A 21,558-nucleotide genomic window follows, 5' to 3' on the forward strand; every position below is an offset into this window, starting at 1 on the left:
TCAATGGTCGGTTTTCGTCTGGACGTCAGCGTGTTGCGCCCGAATGCGGCGTTCGGCAGCCTGGATATTGTCCGGATAGTGAACCCAGTCTTGGGGGGAGTATCCGGCGCGGTGGAGGGCTTCTAACTCGGAAGCAACCTGTGCCCGGGTCACTTGGGCCGGTTGCTCATCGGCAAAACTCGTGGCGCTGACGGTGCAAGCAATGGCGGCTGCGAGAAGCTGCATTCTCATGAGTAGGTCCTTTAGCTGATACGTAGAAGGGCGGTGCGACTCGCCCAGCGGTGTCGAGACTATAGAACCGATAGATGTAGGTAAAAACCCTTATAAAACGGATTCACTGTTTGCCCGAGCCGAATAGTGCTCGCGAGGCTGAACATTTGCTCGTTACCGGGTCGATAGGCAGAGGGGGCGGCAGGGCGCCGAATTTGCCTGAGCGCGTTGGGTGGCAAGTCGTCAGCGCCTTGCGACGCCGACTACCCCGGGAGCAGCCGGAAGATTACTTCAGCACGAGCGGGTCGATGAGGTAAGCGGCAGCTCGATTGGACAGTAGGCTTATCGCACGGACGAGCGCGCCGTCCGCTTCAAACGCACTATGCGCCTGAGCGGTGTTCTCGAACCACAAGGCGGTCAGCACATCTGGCGGGACGGGTTCCGACCACAGCCGTTCCCGCGTCGCTGTACGAGTCGTCCAGTTGAAAGACATCTGGGCGGCCGTCCCATCGGCTTCTTTGGCCGACACCACGGCCTTCCGGAAAGCATCGCGGTCCGCTCGGTCTTTCATAGCTGCCACGACGAGAACCTTGACCCCCAAGGGTTCTGGGAACGCATCCTCGTGTTCGACGACGCAGAGACTCCACCCACGAAGGAAGTTCGGCTCATCATCCGGGATGTATTTGCTCCCCGTCGCTGAGCGCTGAGCGACGCTCATCACTTCGTCGTTCTCGAAGCAAAGCTCCACGATTCCATCCACCAGGAAGCACCCTTCAGCGTCCGCGTGTTTCCAGAGAATTTTCTCGACTCTGTTTTGCGTGTAGCTGGTGATGCCCTCCATGCACAGTGCGAGGTCTGCGTGGCAACCCGCCCAATAAGCACGGAAATCGCTGAATGCAGCCCCTTCTTTTCGGGACAGCAATGTCATTCGCTTAATCATTTCGTCTCCTGAATCTGTAGAAAGTCTGGTCGATACAACGTGGTTCGCAGTGAGGCCTTACGCAGGTTACGACTGGGCCAAAGTGCAATCGGTGCACGCGGACCCAAAGGGGCAATCCACGCATTTGAACCGCCGGAGCCACTGGCCTGTCGTTTCCAAAGGCTGGTCTCTTTTTCGGCACCAGGTTTTCTAGGGATTGTACGTAAGCAAATAGATACGCGTATATATAATTATGGCGTATCATCCTTTCATGGCCCGAGGAATTGGGAATGACTTGTGAGGAAGCGTCACCTAGTCGCTTTCTCGTTCTGGGAGACGCGTAATGAAGCAGGAAAGCGAATACGTCTGCGACGTGCTGGTGATTGGCTCAGGATGCTCCGGTATGTCGGCAGCAATCACGGCCGCCTCGAACGGACTCAAGGTCCTTGTGATTGAAAAGGAACCCAAGTTTGGCGGCTCGACTGCCCGCTCCGGGGGATGGCTTTGGATTCCAAACACGTCGCTGGCGAAGGTCCAGGGCATTCACGAGCCCGAAGGTGCCGCGCGCACGTACCTTCAGCATGACGCGGGCGACAGTTTTGACGGCGACCGCGTCGATGCTTTCATCAAGTACGGTCCTGAGGCCGTCGACTTTTTCACTTCGAAGACCGCGGTCCGGTTCGATATGCCGCTAGTCTTTCCCGACTATCACGCAGAAGCGCCGGGAGGCACGCAGGGTGGTCGCTCGATGGTTACGCGACCATTTGACGGACGAGAGCTCGGTGCTGCAATCAAGGACCTGGCCCCTGCGCTGCCCGAACTGACTGTGTTCGGGATGATGTTGGGATCGGGCAAGGAAATCGTTCATTTCATGCGCGTGACGAAGTCAGTCAAGTCGGCGTGGTACGTCACGAAGCGTCTTTCGCGTCACTTCGCGGATGTGATGAAACATGGTCGTGGCATGACGCTCACGAACGGCAACGCCCTGGCTGGACGTCTCGCGAAATCGCTCGCCGACTTGAATGTTCCCTTGTGGCTGAATACTAAGGCTGTGAGTCTCACGACCCAGGACGGCCGCATCACGGGCGCGATGGTTGACCGTGCAGGTTCAAAGGTAAAAGTGCAGGCCGCTCGCGCGGTCGTCCTTGCCAGCGGCGGCTTTCCCTACGATATCGAGCGTCGCAAGCAGCTCTTTCCGCACGCACCGACGGGAACTGAACACTTCTCTCCTTCGCCCACCGGAAACACGGGCGATGGGCTGAGGATGGCGGAAGCGGTTGGCGGCCAAGTTTCAACGACGCTTCCCAATGCGGCTGCATGGGTACCCGTTTCAACATTGACGCGCAAGGATGGCTCAACAGGCATCATGCCGCACTTCATTGACCGCGCGAAGCCGGGCGTAATCTCAGTCTTGCGTGACGGTCGTCGTTTTACGAATGAAGGCAACTCGTATCACGATTTTGTACAGGCTCTTGTCAAGTCGACCCCGAAGGGCGAGGAGATTTCTGCGCATCTCATCTGTGACCACAAGACTTTGCGCACCTATGGACTGGGAAGCGCCGCGCCGTTCCCGATGCCGATTGGTCGCTACCTGCGCGTTGGATATTTGACGCGGGCGTCCTCTGTGGAGGAGCTGGCAGGCAAGATTGGTGTCAACGCGTTGAATCTGAGAGAGACAGTTCGTAGTTTCAATGCGGAAGCCCGACTGGGTCGGGACCCGCTGTTTGGCAAGGGCAGCAAGGCATATAACCGCTACCAGGGTGATGCGTTGCATTCTCCGAACCCGTGCGTCGCCCCAATCGAGAAAGGGCCGTTCTACGCACTCAAAATCCGAATCGGCGACATCGGAACGTTTGCGGGACTGAAGGCAGACGCATCATGCCGTGTGCTCGACTCCAAGGGTGCTCCAATTCAGGGTCTGTACGCAGTCGGTAATGACGCATGCAGCATCATGGGTGGCAACTATCCGGGCGCTGGCATCACGCTCGGGCCCGCTCTTACCTTTGGTTATATCGCTGGCAAGGCCATTGTGGCGGGTGACAGGCTGCTCGAGAGTGACGTGGCGTCTAATTCCGCATCCCCAAAATTTGCGGTGGTGTCGCAATAAGAGCTGAGTTCGAAAAGACCAAGGAGCTGGTGTTTTGCGGTGGCCACGAGCCACCGCAGCTTTTTCTCGATTGCCGTAGGATGACTGGTCAGTACGCCCGGCCGACACAGTGGGCGCCGCGGAGAAGAGCGGGATGGAAGCCAAAAAAGCGGTTCAAGAGCTTGCTGCCAAGGGCCCGAAAGAACAGCGGGGCATACATGCTATGGAGGTAGGTGGCACACTCTTGCGCCACCTTGCTGATGCTGGTCAGCCCGTCTCGATGGCGGCGCTTAGCGCGGCGACCAATGTCCCATTAAACCAGGTCTTTACGTATATGGTGAGCCTCGTTCGCACAGGGCTCGTGCGAAGGGACGTGATGACCCAGAGCTATGAGCCCGGTCCGTTGTCACTCAACCTGGGTTTACGCGCGTTGGCACAACTTCCACTGCTGAAGGAGACCATGCTGCGCGTAGCAGACCTCGCCGGCGAGGCAAATCGCGGTGTATTTGTGGCCATCTGGGCTGACCGCGGTCCAACAGTCGTGCGCTATCTGGGGCCGGATATCTACGTGCATACGGGCTTGCATGTGGGCGCAGTTATGTCAATTGCTTACAGCAGCACTGGACGACTTTTCGCCGCATTCATGCCACGGCGCGCGATTGACCCGATGCTTCAACGTGACGTCGCGGAACGTAGCGGCGTATCGGGCCCACAGGCAACTGGTGTCATCGACGAGTTGCTTCTTGATATCAGGCAGAGGTGCCTTGCACGAACGACCGGTTTGCCGATACCAGGGATTGATAGCATCAGTGCTCCCATCTTCAATCAAGCAGGGGAGCTGGCGCTCGCGGTGACTGTTTTTGGGCCGTCCGGCAGCATTGACGGCTCGCGGGACGGCTGCGTTGCGGAGCGTCTATCGGCGCTCACATCGGAACTATCTTCAGAGCGCTATCCAGCGTTCCTCCACATGTAGTGCGGCATCGCCGCTGCGCGTCGTTGCTAGGTGGCTCACGCTCGCGGATTCGCTAGCGCTTGGCCCCTTAAAACCATGCAATCTGGCGCATAGGGTCCAGCATGCGGTGCATGCATCCCATACATTGACCTTGCTGGCATCCGTACCGTGTTCGGGCCAGCTCAGAGCCGGCGCAGTAAGAGTGCTCGTTCAAGACAGCCGTTCACTCATCAAATTGCCCACTTGTCGGGCCAGACGCTGCCCGAGGCATTTCAACGGGTGCGTCCTAAAAATACTTCTGGGATGGAGGTTTTAGTGGAAACGAAGAAGATTATTGCTTTGGTGGTTGGGATTTTCATCGCCAGTACGTCGGTTGCATACGCTCAAGGCGGGTCAAGCAGTGACGCGATGCCCTCGAGCAAATCAGCGAGTCAAGCCGCAACGAGCAAGTCGGCCGACCGAGCGCTCCAGAAACGCGTGCGCGCCGCTCTTGCGAAGGATAAGGGCGTCACCGTCTCGAATATCACTGTGCGGGCACGCGCGGGTGCTGTGATGCTGCAAGGTACAGTGCCCGACCAGGATGAAATCGATAGGGCAGGTGACGTTGCGAAAGGGGTGACCGGCGTCACATCTGTGAAGAATTCGCTAACTGTCAGAAGTGCGGGCCAGTAACCGGTGAGAAACAGATAAGGCGCCAGGTTTGATGGTGCCCGGCGAATCGAGGAAGAGGCTCATTCCGAGCCTCTTTTGCTCCATCATTGTCAGATTGCGAGGAAGCCACCGTCGACCGCAAGTGTCACGCCGGTAACGTAGCGCGACATGTCAGACGCAAGAAATATTGTTGGACCAACGAGGTCTTCTGTCTGTCCAACCCGGCCCATCGGGATGCGGGTCATGAACGCCTCGAGGCGTTTTGGGTCTTCGCGAGTCGCCGCGGTCATAGGTGTCTCAATCACACCTGGAGCAAGGGCGTTGACCCGAACGCCGTACGGAGCCAACTCGGCGGCAAGGGACTGCGTGAACATCTTGATTGCACCCTTCGAGGGCGAATAACCAAGACTACCGCCCTGTCCTGCATAGGCTGCAATCGAGGCAACGTTGACGACAACGCCCTTTGTAGCCTTGATAGCTGGCAGGAAGGCGTGTGTCACGTTGAACGTGCCTTGCACGTTGACGTCCATCACCTTTCTCCAATTCATTGCCGCATTCGGGCTCGACGAGTTTTCCCGAATGATGATGCCTGCGTTGTTCACGAGCAGGTCGATTTGACCAATCTCCTTGCCAACCTTTTCAGCAAAGGAATAGCACGCTTCATCATTGGTCACATTCAGTTCGAACGCCCACGCTTCGCGGCCCTCCTCACGAATGTGTGCAGCCGTCTCTTCGGCTTGAGCGAGATTCATATCGCTGACAACAACTTTTGCGCCAGCGCGTGCGAGCCCGACGGCCAGTGCGCGTCCATTGCCCTGGCCAGCTCCGGTAACGAACGCTAAGCGAGCTTCGAGTAGTGGCGGGGTGACTGTGGGATTAAATGGCATACCTTCTCCTTGATAGGTGAGCGACAGGAGAGTCCGTAGAGGACTCGTTGTTGTCGATAATTGCATATAAACATATATATTCGTATAGGTGCAATCACCCGGGCGTGTTGGCGATGTGCCTCCTATGAGGGGCACGCCTGCAGTCGAAGTGACATGACGAGTTGTAAGGTCTTGCGTCCGCGGACGGCATGTTGCTGATACAGGCGCGCGCAGTACGTCGCAAGCTGACCTCGCTTGCTGCATGGTCACAAGGATGTTTCGGACGCGTCAAGTCTGCAAAGCAGACTCAGCGAGGACAGGGGATTACCACGAGACGGCCTCGCGTCTAAACAGAATTCAGCCGGAGACACCATGAAACTCGTTCGCCTCCCGGCCCGAATGTTGACTGTGATGAGTCTGGGCATGACAGCTCATGCCTTATTAGCTCTGGATGTCAAGATTGGTTTCAACGGTGACCTTTGAGCTTCGTTACCAGCGAATGACGGTGCTACGGCCCACCGCAAAGCAAAACCGCTATCCGGCGCCGCAACTCACGGTGATTCACGCGCAGAAGCGTAATGTGCCGTCCGGGCGAGCTGGCATCGAATGGAAGCTGCCGACCAATCTGCCGGTGCGTTCGCGTGCCGAGGCAATCCGGAAGCTTGACTGTACGCCATGCGCTGGAAGATCGAAACGTTCCGCAAGATCCTCATGTCCGGGTGCAAGGCTGAGGACTCGAAGTTGCGTACTGCCGATCGGCTTGCGAACCTGATTTCCGTTTTTTGCATCCTGAACTGGCGAATATTCTGGCTCACCATGATCAGTCGATGTGCGCCACAAGCGCCGCCGGATACGGTGCTCACATCAGCCGAAATGGAGTTGATCGAGCGTATCGTTCCGGACTTGCCAAATGCCTCACAGGCACCACCGCTCTTGCGACATCTGATCAAGGTCGCGCGGCTTGGAGGCTATCTGGCACGAGCCGGGGATTCTCCTCCGGGTAATACCGTTATGTGGCGCGGCATGCGGTGCCTGACCGACATCCAGCTGGGTTATGCACTCGCCCTGAATCGAAGTGGGTAATTGCAAGCTCGCGCGGGCCGTTCTGGGATGCTGATGACCTATCCCTTCGTAGGGCCAACGGGCTCCTAGCAAAGTCCCTTTAGTGAAGCTGACACGGAATCAGGACCGTTCTGAATTAGAAATTTTAGGCTCCGTTGTGTCGACCGAGTTCGCTCGACAGGCTTGCTGGCGAGCGAATTTGTCGGTGGGCGTCATCCACTCCAGTGCAGAATGGGGACGCGCCTCGTTATAGTACTAAGCCACATCTCAATTTTGCGCCTGGCATCCTGCAGCATCGCCTTGTCCAGCGACAGGTCAGCCACGAGTCTTTTGAGCTTCGCGTTCTCCTCCTCGAGCTGCTTCATGCGCCGGACTTCCGACGGCGACAGCCCTCCGTACTTCGTATGCCAGTTATAGAACGTCGCATCACTGATGCCCATCGTGCGACACACACCCGCTACCGGCGTACCCAGTTCGGCCAGGTTCAGCGCGTATGCAATCTGCTCGTTGGTGTACCTGCTCTTCTTCACGGCATGACCTCCGGGTTGCAGTTCCTGAATCATGCCGGATATTTCCAACTCTGACCGGTCCGCAATTTCGGGTAAGCCTCAGGTTGCGGTTCCAACTCTCAAACGGGCTCAGTGCATTAGATAATCGGCCGACCTCGACTACCGCTGCCTCGTGATCGTATTCCCTCCGAGATCCGCCTGCAGCAGTCGTGCGCTTCATCCTTCGGGGGCGGGAGAACACGATGAAATCACTCTCAAGAGTTTGATCCTCCGGAAAAACCGAGCTCGGTTCATTCGCTTCTGATGTGCAATCATTTGAGTAGCGAAGTAGTTGCGCCGAGGGCGCTTTCCGAGGCAATTGGCACGATATCAGCGCGCCAGTCGTTCGTCGTTGTTGTGGGTACGCTCTTCGCCCGAACGATATCTGCCTCCGCAGGCGGTTGCAGTTTGGGGCGGTGCTACTCACAATAGTCCGAGCTTCCTGCGCATGGAGAAGGTCTTGAAATATTCGAATCTCATGACCCTCTCCGAGAAGTTTGATATGTTGAATCGTAGTTAAACCAGCGATTCCGAAGCTAACTTTCTGTTGGCGACTCCTCGAATAAAAATATCTAAAGAATAAGAGACAAATTCTATTGTTTTTGCATCGGTTAAGACGTTGTCGCGGAATTTCTGGTGAACATGAGGAATTACGATTTCTTGCATTGGAATAACTTCACAAAGCATCGAGCTGAAAGTTTCGCGAAGTTGGTACTGGGCTCGTACCCCGCCTAATGCGCCTGGCGAAAAGGTGCAAAATATGACCGGCTTGTATGCAAAACAACTGGTAAAAGCGGGGCGTGATAACCAGTCAAGGGCATTCTTCAAAACCCCGGGTATGCCATGGTTAAATTCTGGAGTTGCAATGACAATCCCGTCGCAATCGCCAACAATCGCGCGAGCATCTTTGACCGATTCCGGCAAAGACAGATTTTCAACGTCCTCGTTGTAATGTGGAATCGCTCCAATGTCAATCGAACGAAAAAGATGGCCACGACCCGACAGCTGTTGAGAAAAAAAGCGCATTAAAGCAGTGGAATATGACGCTTTTCTTAGGCTGCCCGAAAAACCGACGAAATTATATTCCTTGTTCATAGTCACAAATTTCCTTCATGTTGAAAAATACTTACTGTAATAGTCGGTTTACTAAGCAATGTAATGCAGCATTTCTAGGAAATGCAGCATTTCTAGGAGCGGTTTCTTCGTAGAAACCGACGTCGTCTCTGTACTCGTGTAATTTGATAATTCGCCAGCCTAATTAGATATATAGTTATACGAAGTATATACATCATCGTCGAACATTTGCGCCTCCTCCGTTATGTCTATACGGACAATTCGTTATCCGGCTTAGAAGAGCACACCCTGTGGCCCAGTCTGCCGCGGCGAAGAGGCGAAACGTGAATCGCGGTCAGCCACCACGGGCCGGAAAGTTGCGAATATAGGCAATGACAGCATGCGGCGTCAACTAGGATCGTCAGTCAGGGGATCGTAGGCATCTGACAAGCGACTGCTTAACGTCAGCGCAGAGAGCGCTGAGAGAGAGTCAATCGGGAATCGTTAGCCCGCGCGATCCGCAACGCTGCATTCAAAATGGCGTGGCGCTTTTTACACAAACTGTACGCGAGCTATGTTCCAAGCGGATGCCATTCCAGCGTCTCGGCCGAAGGGGGCGGCCATGGCCCGAGAGTGGGCAGGAATCCCTAAGCACTGTTACTCAGCAAAACGGCGGGCGATAAAGTCTCTCAGCCACTTGTTCGCCGGATCCCGGTGATAGCGATCATGCCAATAGAGTCCAACCTCGAACTCCGAGAGTTGTAAGGGGATCGGTTTAATGACCAGTGCAAAGTGCCGCGCTATCGTCTCGGCGAGGATGGCCGGGACGCACCACAAGAGATCGGACGCAATAACAAAGTAGGGTGCAGACAGGTATTGCGGCAGGCGTATCCGGATCTGCGGCCCGATACCCGCGTCGATCAATGCCTTTTCAAGCTGCTTGTGGCCGCTGCCCGAGTACTCGACCAGCAAGTGCGGCCCCTCCCTGAAGAGGTCGATTGTGAGTTCCCGATCGGCTAGCGGATGACCTTGGCGCATGACGCAGACGTAGTGCTGCTGCCCGAGTTTGCGACGATGAATACCAGTTTCGAGCGATGGCAGGAAGCCGAGCGCGAAATCGATCTTTCCGCTCGCCAGGCCGCTCAGTGTTTCGTCCATGGGGGCGAAAACCGTTCGCAGCCTGAGGTGCGGCGCCGCGGCTTCGAGTTCCCGCAAAAGAGGGGGGAGGTGAACGGCTTCGCCGATATCGCGCGTGCGTATGGTGAATAGCCGGCGGGAGCCGGCCGGGTCGAATTTGACCTTTTCAGCCGATGTTTTCCGGATCATCGCCAGCGCGTCCAGCAAGTGATGGGCAATGGCGGCTGCAAAGGGTGTCGGCTCCATACGGCGACCCACAAGCGTGAACAGCTTGTCCCCTTCTTCGTCGCGCATCCGTTTCAGCGCACTGCTAACGGCTGCCTGTGTAAGCCCCAGGCGCTCGGCGGCCCCGGTCACTGACCGGTCGCGCCAGAGCGCCTCGAACACGTACAACAAATTGAGGTCTTTCATGGACTTGTTGCGCCTTTACCTCTGAGCAATGGATCGTGGTATCAATCTCATTGATACTTTGTTTCAACGAATCGATGTAGTTTAACCCGATCAACGGAGCTAGACTCCATCTAAACATCATCAGGAGACAGACGTGGCTAGCCCCGCCCCAGTTATCGGCATGATCGGCCTTGGTCAACTCGGTCTGCCAATAGCGATCAATCTGATCCAGGCCGGTTTCCGATTGGTGGGCTATCGCCGCAGTGATCCGCAGGCACTTGTGAACTGCGGCGTTCAGATAGCTCAATGCGTCGCAGAAGTCGTCAGTCAAGCCGACGTCTTGCTGCTTTGTCTGCCGGGTGAACAAGCGCAGATTGAAGTCTTGCACAGCCCCGGTGGGGTTCTCGATGCGCTCAAGCCGGGGCAGATCGTCATTGAATTATCGACGTACCGGAAGGAGTTCAAGCTCGAACAGGCAGCGTGCATCCAGGAGCGCGGCGGACGCGTGCTCGAGGCAGAGGTTAGCGGTTCGCCGCCGATGGTCAAGCAACGTAGCGCTTCGCTCTACCTCGGTGGCAGCGCGGAACTCGTCGACGAATGCAAGCCAGTACTCGATGCCATCACTGCGAGGTACTTCCACATCGGTGAGTTTGGTTCGGCCGTCGCAATGAAACTGATTGCCAATTACCTGGTCGCCATTCATACGCTTGCTTGCGCTGAAGCAATGAACCTCGGTACCAGGCTTGGTTTTGACCCGCACATGGTTGCCGAGGTGATTGGTCACGGGGCGGGCGGGTCGACAATGTTCACGATTCGCGCGCCAATGATGGCTGCACGGTCGTTTTCACCCGCTCCCGGTCCGTTTGTCACACTCGAAAAATATCTCCGGCTGGGCCGGGAACTGGTGGATGACTCAGGTGCAGCGTCGCCACTGTTTTCCGCGGCGGCTCCTTACTTCTTTCGCGCGCTTGCCAGTCGCATGGGCGAAGAGGATATATCGGCGGTAATCAAATTGCTTGAATTGGAATCCCGGTAGTGCGGCGTCAAAGACCAACCGGATGGCTATTTGGCAGGCTTTGACTATCGAAGTCGGCGATGCGCCGAGCGCTCTCGCCATGCCCAGTTTTATGTGATCAGACAGGAAAGGCTTTCGCCATGATTCGCTCGCTGCTCCACGTAGGGATGACCGTGCCAGACCTCGAAGCTGGACGGTCGTTTTATCAACTCTTCGGGCTCGAGTCCCATGCTTCGGGAAGCGATCTCGTATTTCGCTGCGCGAACCGGGAACAGGACCAGATACGCCTGATGGAAGGGCCGAAAAAGCGACTGAGCTACATATCGCTCGGCACCGACGACGTGGGCATGCTCACCTTGAAAACCCGACTCGAGCGGGCCGGCGTTCGCATCACCGAGACGCCTTTCCGGGCCGATTCTGGAGGGATCTGGTTCCAGGATCCTCACGGCGACTGGGTCAATGTACAGGTCGAGCAGGTCATATCCTCCACAATGCCCGCGCCACCGGAAGTCAACTCCCCGGGGCAGTACCGGCGCATCGGCACGCGTGCATGCTCGGTCGAGTCCATGCAGAAGCGGGCAAGACCACGCAGGCTTGGACACCTGATCAAGTTCACACCCGACGTTGACCGGTCGGTGGCTTTCTACACAGAAGTACTAGGGATGAAGGTTTCAGACCGTGCGCATGACATCCTTGCATTTCTCCGTGGATCGTCGGGCGGCGACCATCACATTCTGGCATTCGCCAAGAGCACGCACACTGGCTTACATCACCTGAGTTTTGAGGTGGGCGATATAGATGAAATCGAAATAGGTGCACAGACGCTCATACGCGCTGGCTACGAAGATGTTTTTGGACTCGGCCGTCACGTCGGAGGATCTAATTATTTTCACTATATCCGCGATCCCTGGAATAGCCTGGTCGAGTACTTCTGGGATATCGACATTATTCCCGAGGACGACAGCGCGTGGATACCCCTCAATGTTTCTCCGGAAGAACTGACGGCAGTATGGGCGGCCAAGCCCGCGGCGCCAGGATTCGAACTGAACTTTGAATTGCCGGACTGAGATGAACCTGAGTGACAGCGCCCGTCTTTTGCTGCGGCAGATGCTCCAGAAGCCGTTGTATGTCGTCGTCCGGGTTCCTAATGACATGAGCCGCTTCGACGAACTTATCGAGGATCATCTTAAGTGGGCCATTGCGGCGGAAGGCCGTGGAGAGCTCTTTGCTTCTGGACCCTTCTTCGATGAGCGGGGCGAGCCGGGAACGTCGGGTGGGATGTCAATCCTGCGCGCAACCTCGATCGAAGAGGTCCAAACGATACTGTCTGATGATCCGTTCATTCAGGAGAAGGTCTACACGGCATCGATAAGGAAGTGGCTACTTATGGAAGGCGGAATAACTGTCAACTTGCGATTCGCCGATCGCTCATACACTCTCGAATAAAACTCAAAATGAAATATCAGCTTTTCACATATGCGGACAAGTCAGGGGCCGCAGGGACCGGTATCGCCGTTAAGCAGAAGCTGTTCAGCCTGGCGGGTGTAGCCGCGGGCGGTGCTTTGGCGGGCAAAAGCGTCATGCACTTGCTGGAAGACTGGGAGAATTCGCATGATCTTCTGTTGTCGGTTACGGGACAACTGGTGGATTTCTCCGACAGGTACCTGCCGCATATACTCGATGCGAACGAGATCACCTTTCTGCCGCCAGTGACCCACCCCGGCGCCGTATATTGCGCGGGCGCCAACTATCGGGACCATGTGGAAGCCATGGCCCGTGCGTTTAACCACAAGCTCGTTGTGGATCCAAAAGCCCAAGGCATTCCGCCGTGGCACTTTATGAAATCCGGTAAGGCGACTCTTGCCGGGCACCGGGAGGCTGTGCCGTTTCCCAGCCACACGTCGATGCTGGACTGGGAGGCGGAACTCGCAGTCGTGATCGGACGTCGGGCGTCGAAAGTCACGGTAGACGATGCCTTACGCTACGTCGCTGGGTACACCTGCTCGAACGACCTGTCTGCCCGGGACAACCTCGCCCGCGCCAACATCGATGTCAGCTCGCCATTCCGCTTTGACTGGATCGGGCACAAGTGTTTCGCGGGTTCATGTCCCATCGGCCCGTTCCTCACGCCAGCGGCATTCATCGAGTCACCCGAGAACCTCAACATCAGGTTGTGGATCAACGGCGTACTGCGGCAGGACTCGAATACAAACAAACACCTTTACGGCGTCGCGGACCAGATCTCGTACCTTAGCCAGCGGATGGATCTTCTTCCCGGGGACATCATTCTGACGGGCACCCCCGCAGGCGTGGGGATGGAAAGCGGGACCTTCCTGAAGCGGGGAGACGTGATCAAGGTATGGATTGAAGGGCTCGGCGAACTCGAGACAACGATCGCTTGATGCATGCAGGTGCCGAAGTCCTGGAAGTTTGCCATCTGCAGTTGAAGCTGCCAGACGCTGAATCGCAGTTAACTACGCAAAATCATCATGCCCTGGCTCGAACCGGACGCCTGAAAAGGCGACATGAAGGAGGCATCGATGACTAGCGCGGAAAGCTCGCTACGCGAAATGGTGGACCACTGGCTCAGGCCCGACCCGTCAAGAGGAGTCCGGGTCATCGAGTTCAGGAATAGCAGATGCCGGCACGAATGCTATGTCTGTGTCGAGGCGCCGAAGGCAACCGGGGCTATCGCATTGTTCTTCTTCCGGCATGGGGACGGCGCGTGGCGCATCTTTCCACAGGCCCGGGAGAGACCGGCAATGCGTGTCCTCTGAATCCGACGGGAAGCGCCATCATAAATCGAACGACTGGAGACAAACATGATGAAGAAAGTGCAATCCGCAATCGTTGCCGCCTTGTTGGCAGCGATTACGTCGACGACGAATGCAGAGGTCAAAATCGGATTCCTGGCAACCATGTCGGGATCCTCGGCCGATGTCGGTCGCGACCAGTTCGACGGTTTTAGCCTGGCTCTGGACCAGCTATCGAACAGACTGGGAGGGGTTAATACGGTAATCATCAAGGAGGACGACCAGCAGAAGCCGGAAGCAGCGATAAATGCGCTGGGCAAACTGATCGACAGGGACAAGGTCGATATTGTCGTCGGACTGACTTTCGCCAACGTGATGATGGCGCTGCAAAACCGGATTTCCTCGACCGATATCCCGGTGATTGGCACAGTTGCTGGGCCGTCGGCCGTTGCGGGTGCTCAATGCAGGGCCAACGAGTTTGTGATGTCGTGGCAGAGCGATATGCCAGCTGAAGTTGTCGGCAAGTATCTGAACGACAAGGGCGTCAGGCGCGTGAGCACGATGACCCCGAACTTTATCGGTGGCAAGGACAAAGTCACTGGTTTCAAGCGCTTCTACCGGGGGGAAATTGTTGATGAGATGTACACGCCTCTTAACCAGCTCGATTTTTCTGCCGAACTGACCCAGATCTCCTCATCAAGACCGGAGGCTGTGTATGCGTTTTATCCGGGTGGGCTCGGAGTTACCTTTGTGCGTCAATACCAGCAAGCCGGACTTCCTGGAAAGACGAACCTTTATACGTCGAACACCATCGAAGGCACGGCCGCGGATGCGATGGGCGCGGCGGCCATAGGCGCCGTCGTCGGCGATACCTGGACGCCTGGTGCCCCCGGCACGGAGTCGAAGAACTTTGTCCAGGCGTTCGAGAGACGCTTTGGACGCAGTCCGTCGCCGTATGCCGCGTTCAGTTATGACGCGGCCATGTTGCTTGACGCCGCCATCCGCGTAGTCAAAGGCAATACCGCCGATCACAAGGCTCTGACCGCAGCAATCAAGAATGCCCAGTTCAGATCGCTGCGCGGCAATTTCCGCTTTGGAAGGAACAACTTCCCAATACAGGATTACAGCATTTATCAGGTCATCAAGGACAACTCAGGCAAGCCTGATTTCAGGCTGCTACAGGCGAACGTCCTGAAAGATCAATCTGATGCCTACGTGCAGCAGTGCACCCTGAAATAGATTTCGAATGTTGCGGATGCTGCGGCGGACAACGACAACCGCGTTGAGGTCGCCACATACCGGGCATTCGCGTATCCCCGCGCCGAATACCATATCGGATCCTTGTTGTTGCGCGCAGGAAGAAAAGGGCATGCAATGAAATTCATGAAGCAGCTTGTATGGGCAATTGTATTTGGGGTCGTTGGCAGCGTGAATGGCTACGCAGCGGAAAAGCCTCTCGAAGTTATTGTCTTTCCGGGTGGATCTGACTGGCCACTCTGGGTAGCTCTGGAGAAAGGCTTCTATGCCGCGGATGGTGTCACAGTCAATGTGACTCCGACGCCAAGTTCCGTGTTTCAAATGACAGGCCTGATTGATGGCAAATTCGATATTGCATTGACTGCCATGGACAACCTGGTCGCATACCGCGAAGGTCAGGGCGAAGTGCCGAAAGTCGGAGAAGACCTGATCGCGGTCATGGGCGGAGACCGTGGCTTTCTCAAGCTGGTTTCAACACCACAGGTGAAATCCGTTGCCGCGCTGCGCGGGAAAACTGTTTCGGTCGATGCGCGAGGCACGGGATACGCATTTGTGCTGTACGAGATGCTCGACCGTGCTGGCTTGCACGAGCCGGATTTTCAGATCGAACGGGTGGGCGGAGTCAAGCAGCGTTTTGACGCACTGCTGGAAGGCAAGCAGCAAGCGACCCTGCTTGTTTCGCCATTCGAACTTAGAGCGCACGCCGATGGCTTCAACATACTGGCATCCGGTCTGGACACCGTAGGGGCGTATCAGGGGATGGTTGCAGGCGTTCGTGCGGCGTGGGCCCAAAGCAATCGCGCACGGCTGGAGGCATTTATCAACGCCTATGCAAAGGGCGTCGAATGGCTCTACGACCCGGCGAACAGGCATGACGCAATGCGGATATACATGAAATATGCGCCGAACAGCAACCTCACCGAAGCCGAGGCGGCGTATCCCGTTCTGGTGAATGAGGAGACCGGATTTCAGCGGCGTGCGGCGATCGAACCGGCGGGAATCGAGGAAGTGTTGAAGCTGCGGGATAAGTGGGCTAATCCAGAAAAACGGATGCACGATCCATCGAATTACTACGATCCGAGCTTTTACGACGATGCGCTCAAGCGCTAGACACTCCGATAGAGATTGCCATGAATTTCGCTGTAGTTATTTCACAGTTGCTGAACGGTTTGCAGTTCGGGGCGTTGCTCTTCCTGCTGGCTGCCGGTCTTACGCTCGTTTTCGGCATTATGAGCTTCGTCAACCTCGCGCACGGCTCGTTGTACATGCTGGGAGCGTATTTTTCCGTGACGGCATTTCAACTAACAGGCTCGTTCGCGATTGCCATGCTCGCAGCAATTGGGGGGTGCGTGCTCCTCGGCATCGTTATTGAGCGGTTTGCGGTCTCGCGCCTGTACCGCCGGCACCATCTCGATCATGTTCTGGCGACCTTTGGCATGGTGCTGTTCTTCAATGAGGCAGCCCGGATCATCTGGGGACCACAGCCGCAATTTCTACCGGTTCCGGCTTTGCTCGATGGGACCGTCGACATCTTTGGACTGTCTTACCCATCCTATCGGTTCGCGATCATCGCAGCGGGGCTAATGGTTGCAGCGGGCGCGCATTGGCTGATGAACGGAACCCGTCTGGGGATGCTGATACGCGCCGGTGCGGTTAACCCTGCGATGGTTGGCGCGCTGGGGGTCAATATCAGGCTTCTCAACGCCATGCTCTTTGCGCTGGGCGCCGGCATGGCAGGACTGGCGGGTGTCATGGCGGGGCCCATCGTGGCGGTGCAATCCGGCATGGGCGAAACCGTGCTCATTGCGACGCTCGTCGTCATTGTCATCGGCGGTATCGGATCCGTACGCGGAGCATTTCTGGGCGCATTGATCGTTGGTGTTGCCGATACGCTGGGACGCGCGCTGCTGCCGCCCTTGCTGAGGCAAGGGCTGAGCAGGGACATCGCAGATGCAGCAGGGCCGGCGCTAGCGTCGATGCTGATTTACGTACTGATGGCCATCATTCTGGCTTTTCGTCCACAAGGCCTGTTTCCAGCGAGGAGCAAATGATGCAAACGCGTTCATCGCCATTCGGTATCTCTGTCGGATTGCCATGGCTGCTATTTGTGATCCTGATCGTGGTTCCGTTCCTCGCTCACGCGACCGAGCAGACGTTTTACGAGACGCTCATCGCGCGTGTCATCATCTATGCGATCGTGGCGACCGCACTGAATCTCGCATTGGGCTATGGTGGTCTGGTCAGTTTCGGCCATGCGTTGTTCTTCGGACTCGGCGGCTACAGCGTCGCGCTGCCGGCATTTTACGGTATTGACAATGGCTGGATCCATCTGCTGATATGCATTCTCGGTTGTGGTCTGGCAGGAGTCGTCACCGGCGCAATCAGCCTGCGTACGGTCGGAGTCTCATTCATCATGATCACGCTGGCGTTCGCGCAGATGGGCTATTTTGTGTTCGTCAGCCTCAAACAGTATGGTGGCGATGACGGAACCACCATCTCTGCAACCTCGAAGTTCTTCGGTTTCGACTTGGGGCATCCGGATAATGTCTACGCATGCTCACTTGTCGTGCTTGCGCTGGCGACATACTGGATGGTGCGCCTGCGCGTATCGCCGTTTGGCATGGTATTACGTGCCACGCGCCAGAATGCGCGTCGCGTCAACGCTGTCGGGCTGCCAGGAAAAGCATATCTTCTCTGCGCCTATGTGATCTCGGCGATTCTTAGCGGCGTCGCGGGCCTGCTGATGGCAAACCTGAATGCCTTCGCCTCGCCCGCGTCGATGTCGTGGGTCGTGTCGGGTGACACGATAGCGATGGTGGTGCTCGGCGGATTAGGCTCGGCCTATGGTGGGATGTTGGGCGCCATTGCCTTCCTCGGCATGGAGGAACTCCTGAAGGGTTTTACGGACCACTGGATGGCTGTATTTGGCCCGGCAATCGTCCTCATGGCGCTGCTGGGGAAGACAGGCATCGCCGGTTTCCTGGAGGGATTTGACGCCCGGTTCTCCCGCAAGCAGACGCCCAGGCAAACGCCGCCTGAGAGCGGGGAGCCGGCGAAGATCGGAGAGGGCTCATGACGGACGTCCTGCTGCGAACGCAATCGCTTGTCAAACGATATGGCGGTTTGCTCGTCACTGACAGTGTCTCAATCGATATCCGGCCCGGTGAGCTTCACGCCATCATCGGTCCAAATGGCGCCGGTAAGACGACGCTGATCAATCAGCTTTCGGGCGAACTTTTTTCCAATGAGGGCAGGGTGATTTTCGCTGGTGAGGACGTGACGGCACTGCCTGTCGACCGACGGGCGCGGATGGGCCTGTTTCGTTCCTACCAGATCACTTCAATCTTCGAGGAATTCACCGTCCGCGAGAACGCCGTGTTTGCCGCACTGGGCGTCAAGGATCACGGTTTCCGGTTCTGGCAACCGATGTTGGGCTGCGCTGAGCTTGTCGATGCAGCTGACCGGGCGTTACAAGCCGCGGGACTGATGGACCGTGTCGATACGCTTGCGGGCGACCTCGCGTACGGGCAACGGCGGCAGTTGGAACTGGCGATGGCGCTCGCGGCGCAACCCAGATTCCTGCTGCTGGACGAGCCCATGGCAGGTATGAGTACGCAGGAATCAGATACCGTTGTCTCGCTACTAAAAGGGCTAAAAGGCCAATATTCAATCCTGCTTGTCGAGCACGATATGGAAGCGGTCTTTACGCTTGCCGATCGCATCACGGTACTAGCCTACGGGCGCGTGGTCTTCACGGGCGCGCCTGACGAGATTCGCAGCCACCCGGAGGTCCAGGCGATTTACCTTGGCGAAGAGACTAATTCAGGGGCGGGCGATGACGAGTTTGCTTGAAGTACGCGGCGTGGAGGCTGGCTACGGCCTCGCTCAGGCGCTGTTCGGTGTCTGCTTCGACGTGAAGGCAGGCGAAGTTGTCACCCTGCTTGGCCGCAATGGCATGGGAAGATCCACGATGATCAAGTGTCTGTTTGGCCTGTTACCGGTCAAGGCAGGCAGTATCCGATTCAAGGGCATGTCAGTAGACCGGCTCCCACCGCATCAGATCGCGCGTATGGGAATGGGCCTTGTGCCCGAAGGACGGCAGGTCTTTCCCAACCTTACTGTCGAGGAAAACCTTGTTGCGACCTCACGCCCAGGGAGCAACAAGAGTATGTCCGCCGCGCCATGGACGCTTGACCGGGTGTACGACTTTTTCCCGCGCCTGAAGGAGCGACGCACCAACCTCGGATGGCAGCTGTCCGGAGGGGAGCAGCAGATGCTGGCAATCGGCCGTGCACTTATGACCAATCCGCAGTTGCTCGTGCTTGACGAAGCAACGGAGGGCCTGGCACCGCTGATCCGAAAAGAAATCTGGGATGCACTATCGAAATTGAAACGCGAAGGTCTCTCACAGATCGTTATTGACAAGAATGTTGGTGCATTGCTGAGCTTTGCCGATCGCCACTATGTGCTGGAAAAAGGACGAGTCGTGTGGAGCGGAACCTCACACGCACTGACGGCAGAAAAGGATGTCGTCCATCGGTTTATTGGTGTCTGAGGCGGGAGAAACCAGGCGGCTGCCCGCCTTTCGTTCTCTGGCGCCGCTGGAAGCACGAAACTGCGCTCACCTGTAGAAAGCATGGCATTGTTGGCGGGTTATCGAGACCGCTACTCATTAACTCATGGATCGGGACCACCCGACTTGATTAGTATAACTAAATTACAAACGGAGACTTTTATGCTCAAGGAAATCGCCGCCATCGGCCTACTCGTTGCCGCGCCATTATCGTATGCGCAAAGTAGCGTGACGCTCTATGGCATCGTGGACACCGGGGTCGAGTACTACAACAACGCTGCGTCGGGTGGATCGTTCGTCGGCATGCCCACATTGACCGGCGAACAGCCATCACGATGGGGTTTGCGCGGTACAGAAGATCTGGGCGGCGGATACAAGGCAGGTTTTGTTCTTGAAAGCGGCTTTGCACCGGGTACCGGCATGTTGAACTATGGTGGTCGATTGTTCGGGCGACAGGCCAATCTAAGCTTGAGCAGTCCATTCGGAACGCTGACACTGGGCCGGCAGATGAATATGACGATGTACGGACTCTCGTCCGCGGATACGATTGGCCCGTCGATCCACAGCATCGCTTCGTTTGACACGTATCTGCCGAACGCGCGTAGCGACAATGCAATTGGTTACATGGGATCCTATGGCGGCTTCAGGTTGGGAGCGACCTACAGCTTTGGCAGGGACGCTGCCGGTCCGGCTGGACCGTCCGCTACAAACTGTGCGGGCCAGGTGCCTGGCGATCCGGTTGCATGCAGACAGTACACCGTGCTTGCTGCCTATGACGGCGCCCAGTTCGGGGTCGCGGCGTCGTACGATGTTATGCATGGCGGGACGGGTGCCGCAGCGCCGCTCTCCAATCCGGACTACACGGATACACATGTCGTCGTCGATGGATACTTTGTCTACGGTTCTGCGAAGATCGGCGCGGGCTGGATTCGCAGGAATACCGCTGGGTTAAACCACGCACAGTCGGACATCTGGTTCGTGGGTGCCAACTACTACGTTACTCCGGCGTTCTCTGTTGACGCGCAGGCCGCGCGTTATGTACTGCGGTCCCGTTCGGACTCGACGTTGCTGGTGGCCCGGTTGAACTACCTGTTGTCGAAACGCACGACTGTCTATTCGTCGATCGCGTACATGATGAACAGCCAGTACGGCAACGTGCCGGTTGCAGCCGGCGGAACTGTCGCGCCCGGGAGAAATCAGCTTGGCATGATGATGGGGGTTCAGCAACGATTTTAAGTCCTTTAATTGTTCGAAGAGACGCATTGCGACCATGCATTGCCTGGCAGGAATGCCAGGCTGTGTCTGAGTCAGAACGGCCCTATCCGGGCGCTTTCGCGCGCTCCAGAGATCCGGGGCGTCAAGACGATCTGGCCCGCCGATATGGTAGGCAGCGTACACGGTACTGCACTGCTCCGCCGCGCCAGTCACAGGTTGTTTGATACGGGAGCGGTGGTCATGGAACTACCCGACATCGCAGCGTTTCGGCTGGCATCGGCGTGTCGGCTGAACTCGTGCAGATGCCCAACTTTCAAGCCGGCGAATTGCGGCGGGGTACGAACATTGATTGACTGAGTCTTTGAAGACAGGGTATCTCCGTCCCTGCGCGCGCCTTGAATGTTAATTTATAGGAAAGAGATTCATGACATGTACATCCCAGCTTCGTGCGCGAGTCCTTGCACTAAGGGCCTCACGAGTCCTTCTGGCGATCCTGTTTGTTTCGGGTGGGCTGAGCAATCTACTCGCGTATTCCAGTTTCGCAAGAGGCCTCGCGGACTTGGGAATACCTATGTCGCATGTCCTGGCGGCACCAGCGATCGCGACAGACCTCGTCGGTGGTGTGCTTCTGGTTTTGGGCTTCAGATTGCGGCTGCTCGCGCCTTACATGGCGCTGTATACGATTTTTACTGGCTTCGTTGCGCATCCGTTCTGGGCGTTCAATGATCCGAACATGCAAGCCGCGATGGCGATCCAGTACTGGAAAAATGTAGCGATTGCGGGAGGCTTTCTGGCGCTTTTCGCTGCCAGCACGACGCCTGCCCATGAGGAGAGTGACTGGAGAACTGAAGCTGTTCGGCGCTAGGACGCG

Annotated in this window: 21 protein-coding genes and 1 pseudogene; 16 read left to right on the forward strand and 6 right to left on the reverse strand. The window is 56.8% G+C overall.

What is annotated here, in order from left to right; translation table 11 throughout:
* Together C2L64_RS49210 and C2L64_RS49215 are read right to left on the reverse strand one after the other, a co-directional pair.
* Positions 1–231: a DUF4148 domain-containing protein gene (locus C2L64_RS49210; RefSeq protein WP_090836497.1), complete on the reverse strand. Its 231-nt coding sequence runs from the start codon at positions 229–231 to the stop codon at positions 1–3.
* Between the two features lie 265 nt (positions 232–496).
* Positions 497–1,150, reverse strand: a complete 654-nt coding sequence (locus C2L64_RS49215; RefSeq protein WP_090836499.1) for an EthD domain-containing protein — start codon at positions 1,148–1,150, stop codon at positions 497–499.
* 322 nt (positions 1,151–1,472) lie between these two features.
* On the opposite strand from C2L64_RS49215, the gene C2L64_RS49220 reads away from it, so the two are divergent.
* From C2L64_RS49220 to C2L64_RS49230, 3 genes are all read left to right on the forward strand, one after another.
* Positions 1,473–3,236 carry an FAD-dependent oxidoreductase gene (locus tag C2L64_RS49220; RefSeq protein WP_090836501.1) on the forward strand — a complete coding sequence of 588 codons (1,764 nt, stop codon included), beginning with the start codon at positions 1,473–1,475 and terminating at the stop codon, positions 3,234–3,236.
* 133 nt (positions 3,237–3,369) lie between these two features.
* The gene (locus C2L64_RS49225; RefSeq protein ID WP_143055759.1) at positions 3,370–4,188 is read left to right on the forward strand and encodes an IclR family transcriptional regulator; all 819 of its coding nucleotides are present in this window, start codon (positions 3,370–3,372) and stop codon (positions 4,186–4,188) included.
* Between the two features lie 294 nt (positions 4,189–4,482).
* On the forward strand, positions 4,483–4,839 hold the full coding sequence (locus tag C2L64_RS49230; RefSeq protein ID WP_407671984.1) for a BON domain-containing protein: 357 nt from the start codon (positions 4,483–4,485) through the stop codon (positions 4,837–4,839).
* 89 nt (positions 4,840–4,928) lie between these two features.
* Here the strand turns inward: C2L64_RS49230 and C2L64_RS49235 are convergent, their stop codons facing one another.
* Entirely contained in the window at positions 4,929–5,705 is a 777-nt protein-coding gene (locus C2L64_RS49235) for an SDR family NAD(P)-dependent oxidoreductase (RefSeq protein WP_090836508.1), read from the reverse strand.
* 654 nt (positions 5,706–6,359) lie between these two features.
* Between C2L64_RS49235 and C2L64_RS49240 the strand changes: the two genes are divergently transcribed.
* Positions 6,360–6,767: an IS4 family transposase gene (locus tag C2L64_RS49240; protein WP_176133871.1), complete on the forward strand. Its 408-nt coding sequence runs from the start codon at positions 6,360–6,362 to the stop codon at positions 6,765–6,767.
* A gap of 251 nt (positions 6,768–7,018) precedes the next feature.
* Here C2L64_RS49240 and C2L64_RS49245 read toward each other — a convergent pair.
* The 3 genes and pseudogenes from C2L64_RS49245 to C2L64_RS49255 form a co-directional block, all read right to left on the reverse strand.
* A pseudogene (locus C2L64_RS49245) lies at positions 7,019–7,276 on the reverse strand (transposase); the annotation flags it as partial.
* A 534-nt stretch (positions 7,277–7,810) separates the two neighbouring features.
* Positions 7,811–8,389: an NADPH-dependent FMN reductase gene (locus C2L64_RS49250; protein ID WP_090836510.1), complete on the reverse strand. Its 579-nt coding sequence runs from the start codon at positions 8,387–8,389 to the stop codon at positions 7,811–7,813.
* A 615-nt stretch (positions 8,390–9,004) separates the two neighbouring features.
* Positions 9,005–9,895 carry a LysR family transcriptional regulator gene (locus tag C2L64_RS49255; RefSeq protein WP_090836512.1) on the reverse strand — a complete coding sequence of 297 codons (891 nt, stop codon included), beginning with the start codon at positions 9,893–9,895 and terminating at the stop codon, positions 9,005–9,007.
* A gap of 133 nt (positions 9,896–10,028) precedes the next feature.
* Between C2L64_RS49255 and C2L64_RS49260 the strand changes: the two genes are divergently transcribed.
* From C2L64_RS49260 to C2L64_RS49320, 12 genes are all read left to right on the forward strand, one after another.
* Positions 10,029–10,910: an NAD(P)-dependent oxidoreductase gene (locus C2L64_RS49260; RefSeq protein WP_244144601.1), complete on the forward strand. Its 882-nt coding sequence runs from the start codon at positions 10,029–10,031 to the stop codon at positions 10,908–10,910.
* Between the two features lie 119 nt (positions 10,911–11,029).
* Positions 11,030–11,956: a VOC family protein gene (locus C2L64_RS49265; protein ID WP_103154407.1), complete on the forward strand. Its 927-nt coding sequence runs from the start codon at positions 11,030–11,032 to the stop codon at positions 11,954–11,956.
* 1 nt (position 11,957) lies between these two features.
* Positions 11,958–12,335: a YciI family protein gene (locus C2L64_RS49270; RefSeq protein ID WP_090836519.1), complete on the forward strand. Its 378-nt coding sequence runs from the start codon at positions 11,958–11,960 to the stop codon at positions 12,333–12,335.
* An 8-nt stretch (positions 12,336–12,343) separates the two neighbouring features.
* A complete protein-coding gene (locus C2L64_RS49275) occupies positions 12,344–13,291 on the forward strand; it encodes a fumarylacetoacetate hydrolase family protein (RefSeq protein ID WP_090836521.1) in 948 nt (315 codons plus the stop codon).
* A 420-nt stretch (positions 13,292–13,711) separates the two neighbouring features.
* Entirely contained in the window at positions 13,712–14,881 is a 1,170-nt protein-coding gene (locus C2L64_RS49285) for an ABC transporter substrate-binding protein (protein ID WP_090836523.1), read from the forward strand.
* 135 nt (positions 14,882–15,016) lie between these two features.
* Positions 15,017–16,009: an ABC transporter substrate-binding protein gene (locus C2L64_RS49290; RefSeq protein WP_090836525.1), complete on the forward strand. Its 993-nt coding sequence runs from the start codon at positions 15,017–15,019 to the stop codon at positions 16,007–16,009.
* A gap of 20 nt (positions 16,010–16,029) precedes the next feature.
* A complete protein-coding gene (locus C2L64_RS49295; RefSeq protein WP_090836527.1) occupies positions 16,030–16,950 on the forward strand; it encodes a branched-chain amino acid ABC transporter permease in 921 nt (306 codons plus the stop codon).
* Complete coding sequence (locus tag C2L64_RS49300; protein WP_090836529.1) at positions 16,947–17,975, forward strand: branched-chain amino acid ABC transporter permease; 1,029 nt, start codon at positions 16,947–16,949, stop codon at positions 17,973–17,975. Before C2L64_RS49295 ends, C2L64_RS49300 begins: the two co-directional genes overlap by 4 nt.
* Complete coding sequence (locus C2L64_RS49305) at positions 17,972–18,751, forward strand: ABC transporter ATP-binding protein (RefSeq protein WP_090836531.1); 780 nt, start codon at positions 17,972–17,974, stop codon at positions 18,749–18,751. The genes C2L64_RS49300 and C2L64_RS49305 overlap by 4 nt, the downstream gene beginning before the upstream one ends.
* Complete coding sequence (locus C2L64_RS49310) at positions 18,735–19,454, forward strand: ABC transporter ATP-binding protein (protein WP_090836533.1); 720 nt, start codon at positions 18,735–18,737, stop codon at positions 19,452–19,454. The genes C2L64_RS49305 and C2L64_RS49310 overlap by 17 nt, the downstream gene beginning before the upstream one ends.
* Positions 19,455–19,634: 180 nt before the next feature.
* The gene (locus tag C2L64_RS49315; RefSeq protein WP_090836535.1) at positions 19,635–20,708 is read left to right on the forward strand and encodes a porin; all 1,074 of its coding nucleotides are present in this window, start codon (positions 19,635–19,637) and stop codon (positions 20,706–20,708) included.
* A 403-nt stretch (positions 20,709–21,111) separates the two neighbouring features.
* Positions 21,112–21,552, forward strand: coding sequence for a DoxX family protein (locus tag C2L64_RS49320; RefSeq protein ID WP_090836537.1), 441 nt, complete (start codon positions 21,112–21,114; stop codon positions 21,550–21,552).
* The last annotated feature ends 6 nt before the right edge of the window (positions 21,553–21,558 follow it).

Origin of the sequence: Paraburkholderia hospita (assembly GCF_002902965.1) — a bacterium.
Classification (GTDB): Bacteria; Pseudomonadota; Gammaproteobacteria; order Burkholderiales; family Burkholderiaceae; genus Paraburkholderia; species Paraburkholderia hospita.

What these genes read in the sequence shown, in the direction of transcription:
- C2L64_RS49300 (WP_090836529.1), top strand. Translation starts at nt 16,947, where the DNA reads ATGATGCAAACGCGTTCATCGCCATTCGGTATCTCTGTCGGATTGCCA.
- C2L64_RS49255 (WP_090836512.1), bottom strand. Translation starts at nt 9,895, where the DNA reads ATGAAAGACCTCAATTTGTTGTACGTGTTCGAGGCGCTCTGGCGCGAC.
- C2L64_RS49250 (WP_090836510.1), bottom strand. Translation starts at nt 8,389, where the DNA reads ATGAACAAGGAATATAATTTCGTCGGTTTTTCGGGCAGCCTAAGAAAA.
- C2L64_RS49215 (WP_090836499.1), bottom strand. Translation starts at nt 1,150, where the DNA reads ATGATTAAGCGAATGACATTGCTGTCCCGAAAAGAAGGGGCTGCATTC.
- C2L64_RS49315 (WP_090836535.1), top strand. Translation starts at nt 19,635, where the DNA reads ATGCTCAAGGAAATCGCCGCCATCGGCCTACTCGTTGCCGCGCCATTA.
- C2L64_RS49210 (WP_090836497.1), bottom strand. Translation starts at nt 231, where the DNA reads ATGAGAATGCAGCTTCTCGCAGCCGCCATTGCTTGCACCGTCAGCGCC.
- C2L64_RS49220 (WP_090836501.1), top strand. Translation starts at nt 1,473, where the DNA reads ATGAAGCAGGAAAGCGAATACGTCTGCGACGTGCTGGTGATTGGCTCA.
- C2L64_RS49270 (WP_090836519.1), top strand. Translation starts at nt 11,958, where the DNA reads ATGAACCTGAGTGACAGCGCCCGTCTTTTGCTGCGGCAGATGCTCCAG.
- C2L64_RS49310 (WP_090836533.1), top strand. Translation starts at nt 18,735, where the DNA reads ATGACGAGTTTGCTTGAAGTACGCGGCGTGGAGGCTGGCTACGGCCTC.
- C2L64_RS49235 (WP_090836508.1), bottom strand. Translation starts at nt 5,705, where the DNA reads ATGCCATTTAATCCCACAGTCACCCCGCCACTACTCGAAGCTCGCTTA.
- C2L64_RS49320 (WP_090836537.1), top strand. Translation starts at nt 21,112, where the DNA reads ATGACATGTACATCCCAGCTTCGTGCGCGAGTCCTTGCACTAAGGGCC.
- C2L64_RS49285 (WP_090836523.1), top strand. Translation starts at nt 13,712, where the DNA reads ATGATGAAGAAAGTGCAATCCGCAATCGTTGCCGCCTTGTTGGCAGCG.
- C2L64_RS49240 (WP_176133871.1), top strand. Translation starts at nt 6,360, where the DNA reads ATGCGCTGGAAGATCGAAACGTTCCGCAAGATCCTCATGTCCGGGTGC.
- C2L64_RS49290 (WP_090836525.1), top strand. Translation starts at nt 15,017, where the DNA reads ATGAAATTCATGAAGCAGCTTGTATGGGCAATTGTATTTGGGGTCGTT.
- C2L64_RS49295 (WP_090836527.1), top strand. Translation starts at nt 16,030, where the DNA reads ATGAATTTCGCTGTAGTTATTTCACAGTTGCTGAACGGTTTGCAGTTC.
- C2L64_RS49305 (WP_090836531.1), top strand. Translation starts at nt 17,972, where the DNA reads ATGACGGACGTCCTGCTGCGAACGCAATCGCTTGTCAAACGATATGGC.
- C2L64_RS49275 (WP_090836521.1), top strand. Translation starts at nt 12,344, where the DNA reads ATGAAATATCAGCTTTTCACATATGCGGACAAGTCAGGGGCCGCAGGG.
- C2L64_RS49265 (WP_103154407.1), top strand. Translation starts at nt 11,030, where the DNA reads ATGATTCGCTCGCTGCTCCACGTAGGGATGACCGTGCCAGACCTCGAA.
- C2L64_RS49225 (WP_143055759.1), top strand. Translation starts at nt 3,370, where the DNA reads ATGGAAGCCAAAAAAGCGGTTCAAGAGCTTGCTGCCAAGGGCCCGAAA.